Origin of the sequence: Cellulosimicrobium cellulans, assembly GCF_016907755.1 — a bacterium.
Classification (GTDB): Bacteria; Actinomycetota; Actinomycetes; order Actinomycetales; family Cellulomonadaceae; genus Cellulosimicrobium; species Cellulosimicrobium cellulans_D.
Window position 1 is genome coordinate 4,183,331 of sequence record NZ_JAFBCN010000001.1, and the last position, 13,721, is coordinate 4,197,051.

General features: G+C 72.8%; 12 protein-coding genes and 1 riboswitch. Of the genes, 3 read left to right on the plus strand and 9 right to left on the minus strand.

What is annotated here, in order from left to right:
• Nucleotides 1-136 precede the first annotated feature (136 nt).
• Together JOE63_RS18080 and JOE63_RS18085 are read left to right on the plus strand one after the other, a co-directional pair.
• Nucleotides 137-1,138: an ATP-binding cassette domain-containing protein gene (locus JOE63_RS18080; RefSeq protein WP_087469785.1), complete on the plus strand. Its 1,002-nt coding sequence runs from the start codon at nucleotides 137-139 to the stop codon at nucleotides 1,136-1,138.
• Nucleotides 1,138-1,989 carry an ABC transporter permease gene (locus JOE63_RS18085; protein ID WP_087469786.1) on the plus strand — a complete coding sequence of 284 codons (852 nt, stop codon included), beginning with the start codon at nucleotides 1,138-1,140 and terminating at the stop codon, nucleotides 1,987-1,989. The genes JOE63_RS18080 and JOE63_RS18085 overlap by 1 nt, the downstream gene beginning before the upstream one ends.
• A gap of 81 nt (nucleotides 1,990-2,070) precedes the next feature.
• On the opposite strand, the gene JOE63_RS18090 is transcribed toward JOE63_RS18085, so the two are convergent.
• The 3 genes from JOE63_RS18090 to JOE63_RS18100 all read right to left on the minus strand — a co-directional run bounded on the left by JOE63_RS18090 (nucleotide 2,071) and on the right by JOE63_RS18100 (nucleotide 5,049).
• A complete protein-coding gene (locus JOE63_RS18090; RefSeq protein WP_204542905.1) occupies nucleotides 2,071-3,021 on the minus strand; it encodes a universal stress protein in 951 nt (316 codons plus the stop codon).
• 186 nt (nucleotides 3,022-3,207) lie between these two features.
• Nucleotides 3,208-4,008 carry a C40 family peptidase gene (locus JOE63_RS18095; RefSeq protein WP_307840206.1) on the minus strand — a complete coding sequence of 267 codons (801 nt, stop codon included), beginning with the start codon at nucleotides 4,006-4,008 and terminating at the stop codon, nucleotides 3,208-3,210.
• Nucleotides 4,009-4,010: 2 nt separating this feature from the next.
• A riboswitch (cyclic di-AMP (ydaO/yuaA leader) is annotated at nucleotides 4,011-4,171 on the minus strand.
• Between the two features lie 167 nt (nucleotides 4,172-4,338).
• Nucleotides 4,339-5,049 carry a metal-dependent transcriptional regulator gene (locus JOE63_RS18100; protein WP_204542906.1) on the minus strand — a complete coding sequence of 237 codons (711 nt, stop codon included), beginning with the start codon at nucleotides 5,047-5,049 and terminating at the stop codon, nucleotides 4,339-4,341.
• Between the two features lie 247 nt (nucleotides 5,050-5,296).
• Between JOE63_RS18100 and serC the strand changes: the two genes are divergently transcribed.
• Nucleotides 5,297-6,439, plus strand: a complete 1,143-nt coding sequence (gene serC / locus JOE63_RS18105) for a phosphoserine transaminase (RefSeq protein ID WP_307840207.1) — start codon at nucleotides 5,297-5,299, stop codon at nucleotides 6,437-6,439.
• Between the two features lie 94 nt (nucleotides 6,440-6,533).
• On the opposite strand, the gene JOE63_RS18110 is transcribed toward serC, so the two are convergent.
• From JOE63_RS18110 to JOE63_RS18135, 6 genes are all read right to left on the minus strand, one after another.
• Nucleotides 6,534-7,880 carry an MFS transporter gene (locus tag JOE63_RS18110; RefSeq protein WP_087469790.1) on the minus strand — a complete coding sequence of 449 codons (1,347 nt, stop codon included), beginning with the start codon at nucleotides 7,878-7,880 and terminating at the stop codon, nucleotides 6,534-6,536.
• Entirely contained in the window at nucleotides 7,877-8,263 is a 387-nt protein-coding gene (locus JOE63_RS18115; RefSeq protein ID WP_307840208.1) for a MarR family winged helix-turn-helix transcriptional regulator, read from the minus strand. Before JOE63_RS18115 ends, JOE63_RS18110 begins: the two co-directional genes overlap by 4 nt.
• A 156-nt stretch (nucleotides 8,264-8,419) precedes the next feature.
• The gene (manA, locus tag JOE63_RS18120) at nucleotides 8,420-9,793 is read right to left on the minus strand and encodes a mannose-6-phosphate isomerase, class I (RefSeq protein WP_204542907.1); all 1,374 of its coding nucleotides are present in this window, start codon (nucleotides 9,791-9,793) and stop codon (nucleotides 8,420-8,422) included.
• 9 nt (nucleotides 9,794-9,802) lie between these two features.
• On the minus strand, nucleotides 9,803-11,278 hold the full coding sequence (locus JOE63_RS18125) for an NCS2 family permease (protein ID WP_087469793.1): 1,476 nt from the start codon (nucleotides 11,276-11,278) through the stop codon (nucleotides 9,803-9,805).
• 85 nt (nucleotides 11,279-11,363) lie between these two features.
• Nucleotides 11,364-12,110 (minus strand): hypothetical protein, encoded by a 747-nt coding sequence (locus JOE63_RS18130; RefSeq protein WP_204542908.1) that lies wholly within the window; start codon nucleotides 12,108-12,110, stop codon nucleotides 11,364-11,366.
• Nucleotides 12,111-12,149: 39 nt separating this feature from the next.
• On the minus strand, nucleotides 12,150-13,664 hold the full coding sequence (locus tag JOE63_RS18135) for a sugar transferase (protein ID WP_204542909.1): 1,515 nt from the start codon (nucleotides 13,662-13,664) through the stop codon (nucleotides 12,150-12,152).
• Between the last annotated feature and the right edge of the window lie 57 nt (nucleotides 13,665-13,721).

Sequence of the window (13,721 nt, forward strand, 5' to 3'; positions counted from 1 at the left end):
GCAACCACACTCCGCGGCGCAGGATGGAAGACGTGCGCGACCGATGAGTTCTGCCGACCCCGACGGTCGGTGGGTGGGTGGCCCGGAGAGCCGGGCGGCTCGCCGGCTCCGGCGAACGACCACCCGCGGAGGGGACATGACCGACACTGCACGCGGCGACCTCGCCGTCGAGGCACGCGGCCTCGTCAAGCACTTCACGACCGGGAAGTCCGTGACCAAGGCGGTCGACGGCATCGACCTGCTCATCCCGGAGGGCACCGTGTTCGGCGTGCTCGGGCCGAACGGCGCGGGCAAGACGACAGCGGTCCGCATGCTCGCGACGCTCCTGCGCCCCGACGCGGGGACGGCGCGCGTGCTGGGCCACGACGTGGTGCACGACGCCGACAAGGTGCGCTCCGTCGTCGGGCTCACGGGCCAGTACGCGTCGGTGGACGAGGACCTCACGGGGACGGAGAACCTCGTGATGCTCGCGCGGCTCTACGGGTTCCTGGGCGGCACGGCACGCGGGCGCTCGGCGGAGCTTCTGGAGGCGTTCGGCCTCGGGGACGCGGGCGACCGCCAGGTGAAGACGTACTCGGGCGGCATGCGGCGCCGGATCGACCTCGCGGCGAGCCTCGTGATGAGCCCGCGCGTCATCTTCCTCGACGAGCCGACCACCGGGCTCGACCCGCGCAGCCGCAACCAGGTGTGGGACATCGTGCGCGTGCTCGTCGCGGACGGCGCGACGGTCCTGCTGACGACGCAGTACCTGGAGGAGGCGGACCAGCTCGCCGACCGGATCGCCGTGATCGACCACGGGAAGGTCATCGCCGAGGGCACCGCGACGGAGCTCAAGCGCTCCGTGGGCGAAGGTGCGGTCCAGGTGCGGCTCGCGGACGCGACGCAGCGGGGCCGCGCGGCGGAGGTCGTCGGGGTGCTGCTGGGCACGGAGATCACGCTCGCGAACGACCCGTACGCGTTCACCGCGCGCGTGCCCGACGACGGCGCCGCGGACGTCGCGCGCATCCTGCCCGCGCTCGGGGACGAGGGCATCGTGGTCCCCGAGTTCACGCTCGGCCAGCCGAGCCTCGACGAGGTGTTCCTCGCGCTGACAGGCCAGCCCATGGACGACGACGAGACGACCGAGGAGGTGGCCTGATGGCCGCGGACCCCACCATCACCGCCGCGGAGCTGCGCGCGCCGGAGGCGAACGCGCTGCGGGCCGCGGTCGCGCTCGAGCAGCGGCCCTCGCGCCCCTCGCCCGTGTCCGCGACCTTCACCTACACGTGGCGCGCGCTGCTCAAGATCAAGCACGTGCCGGAGCAGCTCTTCGACGTCACGGTCTCGCCGATCATCTTCACGCTCATGTTCACGTACCTGTTCGGTGGCGCGCTCGCCGGGGACGTGCAGAGCTACCTGCAGTTCCTGCTGCCCGGCATCCTGGTGCAGGCGGTGCTCTTCACGACGATCTACACCGGGTACACGATGAACACGGACATCAGCAAGGGCGTGTTCGACCGGTTCCGGTCGCTGCCGGTGTGGCGGCCTGCCCCGATCGTCGGAGCGCTGCTCGGCGACACCGTCCGCTACACGATCGCGTCGGTCGTGACCCTCGCGCTCGGCCTCGTGCTGGGCTTCCGCCCGCCGGGCGGCGTCGTGGGGGTGGTCCTCGGGATCGTGCTGCTGCTCGTGTTCGCGTTCGCGCTGAGCTGGGTGTTCACGGCGCTCGGGCTCGTGCTGCGCTCCCCCAACGCCGTGATGGGCACGTCGATGCTCGTGCTCATGCCGCTGACGTTCGCGTCGAACATCTTCGTCGACCCGTCGACGATGCCCGTCGTGCTGCAGCGGTTCGTGGACGTCAACCCCGTCACGCACCTCGTGACCGCGGTCCGCGGCCTCATGGCGGGAGAGCCCGCGACGGAGGGGATCGTCTGGGTCCTCGTCGCGTCAGTCGTCCTCACCGCGGTCCTCGCGCCGATCACGATGCGGCTCTACCGCAACCGCAGCTGACGGGTCGCCGGGGCACCTGGAGCCGGATCCGCGGGGCGCACCGCACCGCGGATCCGGCGCTCGCGATGGTCGCCGAGCGGCTCAGCCGTCCTCGGGGGTGGCCGGCGCGCCGTCGTCGCACTTCTTGGTCACGACCATGACGGGACACGCCGAGTGGTGCAGGACAGCCTGGCTCGTGGAACCGAGGAGGAGCCCGCGGAAGCCACCACGGCCACGGGACCCGACGACGATGAGGTCGGAGGCCGTCGAGAACTCCGTTAGCAGCTCCGCGCCCGTGCCGTCGAGGACGATGCGCTTGATGGTGAGCCCCGGGTGCTCCGACTCGTGCCGGTCGATGATGACGTTCAGACCCTCGGTGATGTCCGCGAGGACCTGCTCGTGGTCGATCGACGCGGGCAGCCACGCGAGGAGACCAGCGCCGGCCCCGACCGGGACGCCGGCGACCGCGACGAGCTCCGCGTCCCACGCCTGGGCCTGACGGATCGCGTGGCGCAGGGCGATCTCCGCGGACGGCGACCCGTCGACGCCGACGACGATGCGTCGTAGCGGCTTCACGGCGGACGCCTCTTGCGGCTCGCCCTCTGCGTCTTTCGCGTCGGAGCGGTACGGCACGACGACGGTCGGGCAGTGGGCGTGCGCGGGCAGTGCCGACGACACGGTGCCGAGCAGGCGCTCGGTGAAGCCACCCCGGCCGCGCGTGCCGACGACGACGAGCGAGTGCTCGCGCGACATCTCGACGAGCACGCCCGCGGCGTCGCCCGTCGTCACGGTGGCGGTGGTCCGGACCCCGGCGGACTCGGAGCGGGCGCGCGCCTCCTCGAGGACGGCACGGGCGCCCTCCTGGATGGCCGAGTCGTCGAGCGCCGCGTAGCCGCCGTCGAGCGAGGCCGCCGTGAACGACGGCAGCGAATAGGTACAGACGATGTGGAGCGGCCAGCCCACCTGCAGCGCGTACGCCGCGGCCCAGTCCAGGGCGTGGAGGCTCGGTGCCGAGCCGTCGACGCCGACGAGGACGGATTCCGTGCGGGTCATGAGCGACTCTCCTCTCGACGGCCCGGTGCCATCGGACGACCAACCTAGCCGAGACCAGCGCGCCCGTCCGTCTGCCACGAGTCACGAACACGTCAAGAATGCCACGAACCCCGCCTCCTCGCGACGACGCGCGAGGTGACGGGGTTCGTCAGGCCAGTGACCGCTGGGGCCCTGAGAGCGTGGGGATCAGGCCACGCGGATGAAGGTGGGGTTCGACTGCCAGATCTGACGGAACTGGACGGTCTTCCCGGGGCGCGGGGCGTCGATCATCATGTTGTCGCCCGCGTAGATCGCGATGTGGCCCGGCGTCCAGATGAGGTCGCCCGGCTGCGCCTGGTCGCGCGACACCTTGGTGCCGACGGAGCCCTGCGCGCTCGACGTGCGCGGCAGGCTGATGCCGACCTGCGCGTAGACGTAGCTGGTGAAGCCCGAGCAGTCGAAGCCGTCGGGGGTGGTGCCGCCGTAGACGTAGGGGACACCCACGTAGCGCGCGGCGATCGAGACGATGGTCGAGCCGTAGGCCGAGGCCGGGACGTCGACGGACGCCTCCTGCTGGGCAGGGGCCTCGGACTGGGTGGACTGACGCTCCTGCGTGCGGCTCGTCTGCTGGGTGCGGACGGGCTCCGGCTCCGGCTCCGGCTCCGGGGCCGGGGTCACGGTGACCGGGGCGGCCGCCTGCTCGATCGTGAACGCCGCGTCAGCCGCGACGGTCACTGCGGGTGCGGCCTCGAGCGCCTGGCGCGCCTGCGCGGTGAGGGCGCTGAGGTCGACGGCGTTGAGCTTGCCGGACTCGTTGTCGACGGGGGCCGCGGTCGCCGGGGCGGCGGCACCGATCATCGAGACGATGAGGCCCGAGGACGCGGCGACGACGGCGGTGCGGCGACCGACGGTCGACATCTGGTCCGACGCGGCCTGGGCGATTGAGCTGAGTGGCGTCACGGGACGCCGCGCCGCGCGGTGGCGGGCGCGAGTCGTGCTCACGGTCACTTTGTGCCTCTCCAAGACGCCTGCGAGGTCAGCTGTCGGGTTCGGGTGGAAGAGTCACCCGGCCCGCCGGACCGAGGTCCGTCGGGCTTCACCCCAAGGGCGCTGTCTCCAGCACCCGGAAGTGGGTCCCCCGTCCCTGTCATCGGGTCGTCGTTGGCCTCTTGCGGTGACAGGGTTAGGCGTTCCGCGCGAGGACTCCGTCGAATGGGTATTCCGATGGAGCAGCACCGACCGTACAGGACGCCTCGGCAAAAGTCACGTTCCCATTACGAATCGATGCGGACGATCGCATCGTCGCTGGTCAGCGCCATTTTGCCGGTGAACGGACGGCTAGCCCCGGGCGACGAAGAGGTGCCGCGCGACGTCGTCGGGCAGGTCCAGCACGACCCCCGCGCCCTCTCCCTGCACGGTCACGCCGCCGTCGCCCGTCGACCGCACGACGAGGGTCCGGCGGGGCAGCACCTCGGCCTCCGCGAGCCGCGAGAGCAGCTCGACGTCGACCTGGATCGGCTCGGCGATCCGCTGCAGCACGACGCGCGCCTCCGCGCCGTCCCGACCGTGCTCCGCGAGGAACACGGGCAGCGAGACGACACCGTCGAGGAAGTCGACCTCCTCGAACTGCTCCCCCAGCTCCGGCAGGCCCGGGATCGGGTTCCCGTACGGGTCGAAGTGCGGGTGGTCGAGCAACCCGATCAGGCGCTCCTCGACGAGCTCGCTCATGACGTGCTCCCAGCGGCACGCCTCGGTGTGCACGTACTCCCAGTCGAGCTTGATCACGTCGGTGAGCAGCCGCTCCGCGAGCCGGTGCTTGCGCATGACGCGCGTGGCCTTGTCGTGGCCGACGGACGTGAGCTCCAGGTGGCGGTCGCCCGTGACGACCACGAGACCGTCGCGCTCCATGCGCGCGACCGTCTGCGACACCGTGGGTCCCGAGTGGCCGAGGCGCTCCGCGATGCGCGCGCGCAGCGGGACGATGCCCTCTTCCACGAGCTCGTAGATCGTCTTCAGATACATCTCGGTGGTATCGATCAGATCGGTCACGTCACGCTCCCAGTCGCTCGTCGGCTCGGGGCGCCCGGTCGTCGTCGCCGCGGGGCGCCTGCCCGCACCGGCGGGCCGCTGGGGACAGTCTATGGCGAGCCCGTGACCCGGCCCGGGGGCCGCGCGGGAGAACCCGTGGTGCCGGTCCGTACCGGACGCTCCGGCACCCGGCCGCGACCCGGCGACCGTCGTCGCTCGTCCGCGGACACCGCTCCCGGCCCGTGTGCCACGCGCGTAGTGTGACGGCGTGCCCGATCCCGCGAACGCCCCGATCACGATCCCCTCGGACCTGCTGCCGGCCGACGGCCGCTTCGGCTCCGGGCCCAGCAAGGTCCGCGCCGCCCAGGTCCGCGCCCTGTCCGACGCCGGCGCGTCCCTGCTCGGGACGTCCCACCGCCAGGCACCGGTCCGCTCGGTCGTGCGCCGGACGCGCGAGGGGCTCGCCGAGCTCTTCGCGCTGCCCGAGGGCTACGAGGTCGTGCTCGGGAACGGTGGCTCCACGACGTTCTGGGACGTCGCCACGGTGAGCCTCGTGCGCACCAAGGCGCAGCACGCCGCGTTCGGCGAGTTCGGCGCGAAGTTCGCCGCCGCGACGACGTCGGCGCCGTTCCTCGAGCCGTCGCAGGTGATCTCGGCCCCCGCCGGGTCCGTCGCGCTGCCCGCGCCGGCGGACGACGTCGACGTGCACGCCTGGCCGCACAACGAGACCTCGACCGGGGCCATGGCCCCGGTCCGCCGCGTCGAGGGGTCGCGCGAGCGCGGCGCCCTCACGCTCGTCGACGCCACCTCGGGTGCGGGGGCGCTCCCCGTGGACGTCGCCGAGACCGACGTCTACTACTTCGCGCCGCAGAAGGTCTTCGGGTCTGACGGCGGCCTATGGCTCGCGCTGTGCTCGCCCGACGCGCTCGCGCGGTCGGAGGAGGTCGAGTCGAGCGGCACGCGCTGGGTGCCGGAGTCCCTGTCGCTGCGCACGGCGGCGGCGAACTCGCGCCTGGACCAGACGCTCAACACGCCTGCGATCGCCACGCTCGTCATGCTCGCGGAGCAGGTCGAGTGGATCCTCGGCAACGGCGGTCTCCCCTGGGCCGCGGCCCGGTCGGCCGAGTCGGCGGGCCACCTGTACGGCTGGGCCGAGGAGCGCGAGTGGGCGACGCCGTTCGTCACCGACCCGGCGCAGCGCTCCACCGTCGTCGGCACGATCGACCTCGACGACGCGATCGACGCGACCGCCATCGTGGCCGCGCTCCGCGCGAACGGGATCCTCGACGTCTTCCCCTACCGCAAGCTCGGCCGCAACCAGCTCCGCGTGGCGATGTTCCCGGCGATCGAGCCTGACGACGTCCGCGCCCTCACCGCGTGCGTCGACCACGTCGTCGCGCACCTGGCCTGACGACCACGACCCTCCCCCGCGTCGAACACGACCTTGGTGTCGCTCTGGGGGCCAGAGCGACACCAAGGTCGTGTTCGGCGGAGGGACCGGGGGGTCAGGCGGCGCGGGCCGCCTCCTCCGCGTCCTCGATCCCGAGGCGACGGCTCGTCTCGGCGCGGGCCGAGCGGTCCGCCGGGGTGCCCGCGTCGAGGTAGCGCACCACCAGGTGCGGGCGCTGGAGGACGCGGTAGCGGACCTCGAGGTGCCAGTTGCGCACCGCCCACACGGCCGCGCCCACGGCGACGAGGCCGGCGGTGATCGATCCGACCCCGATGGCCCAGCGTGGGCCCCAGGCCTCGGCGATCCAGCCGACGAGCGGCGACCCGACCGGCGTCGCGCCGAGGAACACGATCATGTAGAGCGACATGACCCGCCCCCGCATGACCGGGTCGACGGACATCTGGATCGTGGAGTTGGCGGCGGTCATCATCGTGAGCGACGCGAGACCCACGGGGATGCAGGCGATCGCGTAGCTCGGGTAGGTCGGCATGAGGGCCATGACGCCCGTCGCGACGGCGAACCCGAACGCGGACCCGATGACGAGCCGGACGCGCGGCCGCTCGCGCCGTGCGGCGAGCAGGGCGCCGGTCAACGACCCGATCGCGAGGATGGACCCGAGGATCCCGTACTCCCCCGGCCCCTTGCCGAACTCGACCTTGGCCATCATCGCGGACGTGAGCTGGAAGTTGAGCCCGAACGTCGACACGACGCCGACGACGACCATGATGACGATGATGTCGGTGCGCCGGCGCACGTACCGGATGCCCTCGCGGATCTGTCCCTTCTCGCGGGGTGCGCTGGGCAGGACGTGGAGCTCGCGCGTGCGCATGTACATGAGCGCGAGGATCGTCGCCCCGAACGTCACGCCGTTGAGGATGAAGAGCCAGCCCGAGCCGACGGCCGCGATGAGCAGCCCGGCGACGCCCGGCCCGACGAGGCGCGCGGCGTTGAACGACGCGCTGTTGAGCCCGACGGCGTTGGACAGCTTGTCGGCGGGGACCATCTCGGCGACGAAGGTCTGGCGCACCGGGTTGTCGAACGCGGTGACGACACCGAGGAGCCCGGCGAACACGTAGACGTGCCAGAGCTCGACGCGCCCGGACAGGACGAGGGCACCGAGACCGAGGGCGAGCACACCCATCGCGCCCTGCGTGGCCATGAGGAGCCGGCGGCGCGGGAGGCGGTCGGCGAGCAGGCCCGCCCACGCGGACAGGGCGAGCACGGGCGCGAACTGCAGCGCTGTCACGACGCCGACGGCGATGCCGGAGTTGTCGGTGAGGTCGGTGAGGACGAGCCAGTCCTGCGCGACACGCTGCATCCAGGTGCCGACGTTCGCGACGAGCGCGGCACCGAACCAGACGCGGTAGTTGTAGTACTTCAGGGAGGAGAACGTCGCGCTCATCGGGCGGCGATCCGGGTCAACAGCTCACTGGCGCGGGCCAAGGTCTCTCTTTCATCGGGGGTGAGGGAGGACAGCTGCTGCGTGAGCCACGCGTCCCGGCGGCGGCGGGTCTCCTTGACCTCGCGCACACCGGCGTCGGTGAGCCGCACGACGACCTGGCGGCGGTCGCTCGGGTGCTCGCTCTTCTCCACGAGCCCCATCTCGACGAGGGCGTTGACGGCCCGGGTCATCGACGGCGGCCGGACGCGCTCGTGCTCGGCGAGCTCGCTCGGCGACATGGCGCCGTGCTTGTGCAGCACCGTGAGGACGCCGAACCGACCCTCGGGCAGGTCGGCCTCGCCGCGCTGGGCGCGCAGACGGCGCGAGATACGGGTGAGCGCCACGCGGAGCTCGCCGCCGAGGGTGGCGGGCCGGCACTGGCTCCGGGAGGGGGCAGTGGGGTCCGCAGCAGGCATGATAGTTACCTTAACTCATTACCTAGAGTAATGAAAGAGGCGCACGTCACCCTCGCGGGCGGAGGCGAGAGGTCCGCGCCCTGATCAGGGCACGTAGGCGACGACGGCGCGGCCGTCGCCGCGCGCGACCACCGGACCCGTCCCGTGCGGGACGAAGACCGACTCGCCGCGCGCCAGGCGTAGCTCGACGGAGCGCGCGCCGGAGCCTCCGGCGAGCGTCACCGCACCGTCCAGGCACAGCACGACGCGCGGACCGGCGTCGGGCAGCGGCACCGGACCCGTGATCCGACCCGCCCGCAGCGCGAACTCCGCGACGGGCGGGCGGTAGGTGACGAGTCCGGACCCGTCGTCGACCAGCCGCGGGCGCGCCGCGGGACCGGGCGTGCAGGTCGCGCACTCGAGCAGCGCGTCGACGTCGACGAGCTTGCTCGTGAGCCCGGCGCGCAGGACGTTGTCCGAGCTCGCCATGACCTCGACCGCGCAGCCGGACAGGTAGGCGTGGACGTGGCCGGACGGCACGAACATCGACTCCCCGGGCGCGAGCGTGACCCGGTTGAGCATGAGAGAGACGACGGCGCCCGGGTCGCCCGGGTGCTGCTCGGCGAGCGCGAGCACCGTGGCGTCGGCACGCCTCGACGTGCGGCGGGGGGCGCCGGGAGCCGCCGCGGCACCGGGACCGGCCGGGGTCCCGGCCGGAGCGTCGGCCCGGGCCCGCACCGACGCGACGGTCCGTGCGAGGTCCGCCGCGACGTCGGGCTCGGACCGCGCGTGCAGCGCCAGCGTGAACGCCGCGCGGACGCCCGCCTCCGTGGGGCGCGCGACGAGGGCCGCCCGCATGCGCCCGACGAGGTCGCCGTCGAGGCCGTCGAGGAGCTCGAGGATGCGGGTCGGCCGACGGAAGCCCGACAGGCCCTCGAAGCGCGACACCGCCACGACCATCTCGGGCTTGTGCTGGTCGTCGTGGAAGCTGCGCAGCGGCGAGTCGCGCGCCACGCCCTCCCGGTTCTCGCGGTTGAACCCGGCGCGCGCGAGGTGCGGTCGTGGGTGGACCTGCAGCGAGAGCGCGCGCTCGGCGGCGAGCACCTTGAGGAGGTACGGCAGCCGGGGACCGTACTGGTCGAGCACGCGCTGGCCCAGCACCCCCACCGGGTCCGCGCGCACCAGGTCGGCGAGCGTCGAGCCCGACGCTGCCGCCCCGCCCGGGCGCGGTGCCCCGCCCGGGCGATCCTCGCCGTCGGGCACCACGCGCGACGGCGCGAGCGGGTGCGCGCCCATCCAGAGCTCGGCCGCCGGACGACCGTCCGGGTCCACCCCCAGGAGCTCCTGGATCGCCGACGTCGAGCCCCAGTCGTAGGGCTGGACCGTGTTGTCCAGCCGGTAGAACGCGGGCGGACGACCGGCGGGGACGGCGTCGTCGACCGACACCTCTCCCGACCGCTCGTCCGCCGCGCTCGTCATGGGCCGAGCCTAGACGCCCAGTGCTTCCCGGATCGGGCCGAGGAGGAAGTACACGAGGAACATCGCCGACGCGACCCACATGAGCGGGTGGATCGCGCGGATCTTCCCGAGCGCGAGCTTGATCACGACGAACGCGAGGAAGCCCGCGCCGATGCCGTCCGCGATCGAGTAGGTGAACGGCATGACGATGATGGTGAGGAAGGCCGGGATCGCGATCTCGACGTTCTTCCAGGAGATGCCGGCGATCTGGGTCATCATGAGGAACCCGACGAAGACCAGCGCCGGTGCGGCGGCCTCGTAGGGCACGAGCGCGACGAGCGGCGACAGGAACGTCGCGAGCAGGAACGCGACGCCCGTGACGACCGAGGCGAGACCCGTGCGCGCCCCCTCGCCCGCGCCGGTCGTGGACTCGACGAAGCTCGTGTTCGACGACACGGAGCCCGCGCCGCCCGCGGCCGCGGCGAGCGAGTCGACCACGAGGATCGCGCGCGAGCGCGGCGGGACGCCGTCGGCGTCGTTGAGCCGCGCCTCGGCGCCGACGGCGACCATGGTGCCCATCGTGTCGAAGAAGTCCGCGAGCAGGAGCGAGAACACCAGCAGGATCACGGTGACGGTCGCGATGTTCTGGAACGAGCCCAGGAGCGAGAACTGGCCGAGGAGGCCGAAGTCCGGGACCTGCACGACGCCGTCGAACGTGGGCGCGTTGAGGTTGAAGCCGTCCGGGTTGGAGCCGTCGGGCGCCTTGGCGCCGATGTGCAGCGTGTTCTCCAGCACGACGGCGAGCGCGGTGGCCGTGAGGATCGCGACGAGCAGCGCGCCCTTGACCTTGCGGACCCACAGCACGATCGTCAGCACGAGCCCGACCACGAACACGAGGATCGGCCACGTGCCGAGGTTGCCGAGCGCGAGGAGCGTGCCGCTGCCCGCCGTGACGAAGCCCGCGTTGACGAGGCCGATGAGCGCGATGAAGAGGCCGATGCCCACGCTGATGGCCGTCTTCAGCTCGACCGGGACCGCGCGGAAGACCGCCTCGCGGAACCCGGTGAGCACGAGGAGCAGGATGATGAGGCCCTCGATGACGACGAGGCCCATCGCGTCCGCCCAGGTCACCCCCGGCAGCGAGGCGATGGAGTACGCCACGACCGCGTTGAGGCCCAGCCCGGCCGCGAGACCGAGGGGGAAGTTCGCGAAGACGCCCATGGCGATCGTCATGACGCCCGCGACGAGCGCGGTCGCCGCGGCGATCTTGCCGAAGTCGGGCGCGTCGCCACCACCGAGGAACTGGCCCGTGCCGTCCTGGACCGTCCCGATGATCAGCGGGTTCAGCACGATGATGTAGGCCATCGCGAAGAACGTGACGAGACCACCACGGATCTCGGTGCCGATCGTCGAGCCGCGCTCGGTGATCTTGAAGAAGCGGTCGATCGCGCCGGACGCGGGGGCAGGCGCCTGCTCGTCCTCGTGGACGGAGGTGGGTGTGGACATGGTGAGAATGCTGCCAGAACCCTGTGACCGCGCGGTAACACGGGGGACACGGTCCGGCATCGCCCCCGGGGGGTGTCCGCGCACGTCAGGCGGCGCCGACCGCGACGAGCGCCGCGACGGGTGTGCTCGACGCCACGTCGGCGTCGTCGCGCCCGCCGTCGCGGAGTCCGTCGAGGGTCGCGAGGCGCGGTGTGCCCGCGCCGTGCCCGAGCCCCTCCGCCGTCGCGAGGTCGGTGACGGTCCGGGGAGCGCCCGTCGCGAGCTGCACCGCGTGGAGCGCGTCGAGGATCGCGGCCGCCCGCTCCCCGGCCGGGCCGGCGGGGACCCCGTGGACGAGCCGCGGCGGGTGCAGGAGGTCGACGACGGCGTGCCCGGTCCGGTGCTCGTCGGGCACCCACGCGACGGTCGCCCGGACGCCGTCGGCGACGAGGCCTGCCGCGAGCCACTCCGCGGTCCCGGCCGGGACGCGGGCGCGCCCGACGACCAGGTCCCCGGGGCCGAGGTGCGGGGCGAGGTCGTCGAGCGCGTCGCGGAGCGTCACCACGCGCGAGACGCCGTCGGGGTCGGGGTCCGGGCCGGCACCGACGCACAGGACGTGCACGCGCGCACCGGCGACCGCCGTCCGGTCCGTCGTGGGGCGCAGCCGGCCGCTCACGAGGCCGAGCGCGAGGAGCCGGTGGAGACGCGGCTCAGCGGTACGGCTCAGACCCGTGCGGAGCGCGTCGAGGGCGCCGGGGTTCGTGTCGTGGAGCACGACCTCGTGGCCCGCCGCGGCGAGGCAGGCCGCGTGCAGGACGCCGCGGCGACCGCATCCCGAGACCGAGACCCGCACGACGCACCTCCCCGCGCCCGACCCTGCACCCCGCCGGCCTCAGTAGGCCCCGGAGCCGGAGAACACCGCGCGCGCCGTGCGCGCGAGGATGAGGAAGTCGCCGAACATCGTCCAGTTCTCGACGTAGTAGACGTCCAGGCGGACGCTCTCCTCCCACGACAGGTCCGACCTGCCGCCGACCTGCCACAGTCCCGTGAGGCCGGGCTTGACCAGGAGGCGACGGCGCACCTTCTTCTCATACTTCTGGACCTCGCGCGGCAGCGGTGGCCGCGGTCCGACGAGGCTCATGTCGCCGCGCAGCACGTTGAAGAGCTGCGGGAGCTCGTCGAGCGAGTAGCGGCGCAGCACGCGACCGACGCGCGTGACGCGCGGGTCGTCGCGCATCTTGAACAGCGGCCCGGCGCCGTCGTTCTGCTCCTCGAGGTGCTGGACCTCGCGGTCGGCGCCGGAGCGCATCGACCGGAACTTGAACATGGGGAACGTCCGACCGTTGCGGCCGACGCGCTCCTGGCGGAACAGCACCGGGCCGCGGCTGGTGATGCGGACGGCGAGCGCGACGAGCACGAGCACCGGCAGCGCGGCGAGCGTGATGAGCGCCGCGCCGGCCCAGTCGATGACCGACTTCACGGCGAACTTGGGGCCCGTGAAGCGGGGCGCGTCGACGTGCAGGAGCGAGACGCTCTCCGCGGGCGTGATGGTGATGCGGGGCCCGGCGACGTCCGCGAGCTCTGCCGTGAGCATGAGGTCGACGCCGTACGGCTCGAGCTCCCAGCCCAGCCGCCGGACGACCTCGGCCGTGATGGCGTCCGAGCCCGACACGGCGACGACGTCCGCACCGACCCGCGTGGCGACCTCGCCCGCGTGCCGCAGCTCCCCGAGGACCGGGACGCCGCGGATCTCCTCGCCCGCCCCGAACCCGCCCGACGGGACGCACACGCCGACGACGCGGTACCCCGACTCGTCGCGGCCGTTGAGGTCGCGGATGAGCCGCTCGGCCTGGTCGCGGTGGCCGATCGCGAGCACCGCGGAGCGCATGCGCCCGTGGGCCCGCTGACCGTGCAGCCACTGCCGCCACGCGTACCGGCCGAGGAGGAGGCCGCCGAGGCCGATCGGGAACGCGAACGCGAGGTAGCCCCGCGCCTCCGGGAAGCGGAGCAGGAACGCGAGGACCGCGAGGACCGCGAAGAGGCGCCACGACGCGTCGAAGATCCGGTGGTACTCGGTGGGACCGCTCCCCATGACCCGCGGGTCGCGCGTCCGGCTCGCGACGAGCGAGAGGGACCAGGCGACGCCGACGAGGAGGCTCAGCACCACGTACGGCACGCGAGCCTCGCGGACGGGCTCGTCGATGAACTGGTCCCAGCGGAGGAAGTAGGCGACGAGGACGGCGACGACGATCACGGCGGTGTCCGTGAGCAGGAGGCGGCGGCGGTAGGCGACCTCCCAGCCCTGCGCGGCGAACGCGGCGCGCGCAGCCCGGATCCGGGCCGCGGGAGTCGTGGCGAGAAGGGTGCGCAGGCTCCGCCTGGCGTCCTCGGTGACGCTGTGGGACATGCGTCCACCTCCGGTCGGTTCCACACCCTGCATGGCGACTCATCCTAGGGTTTAGAA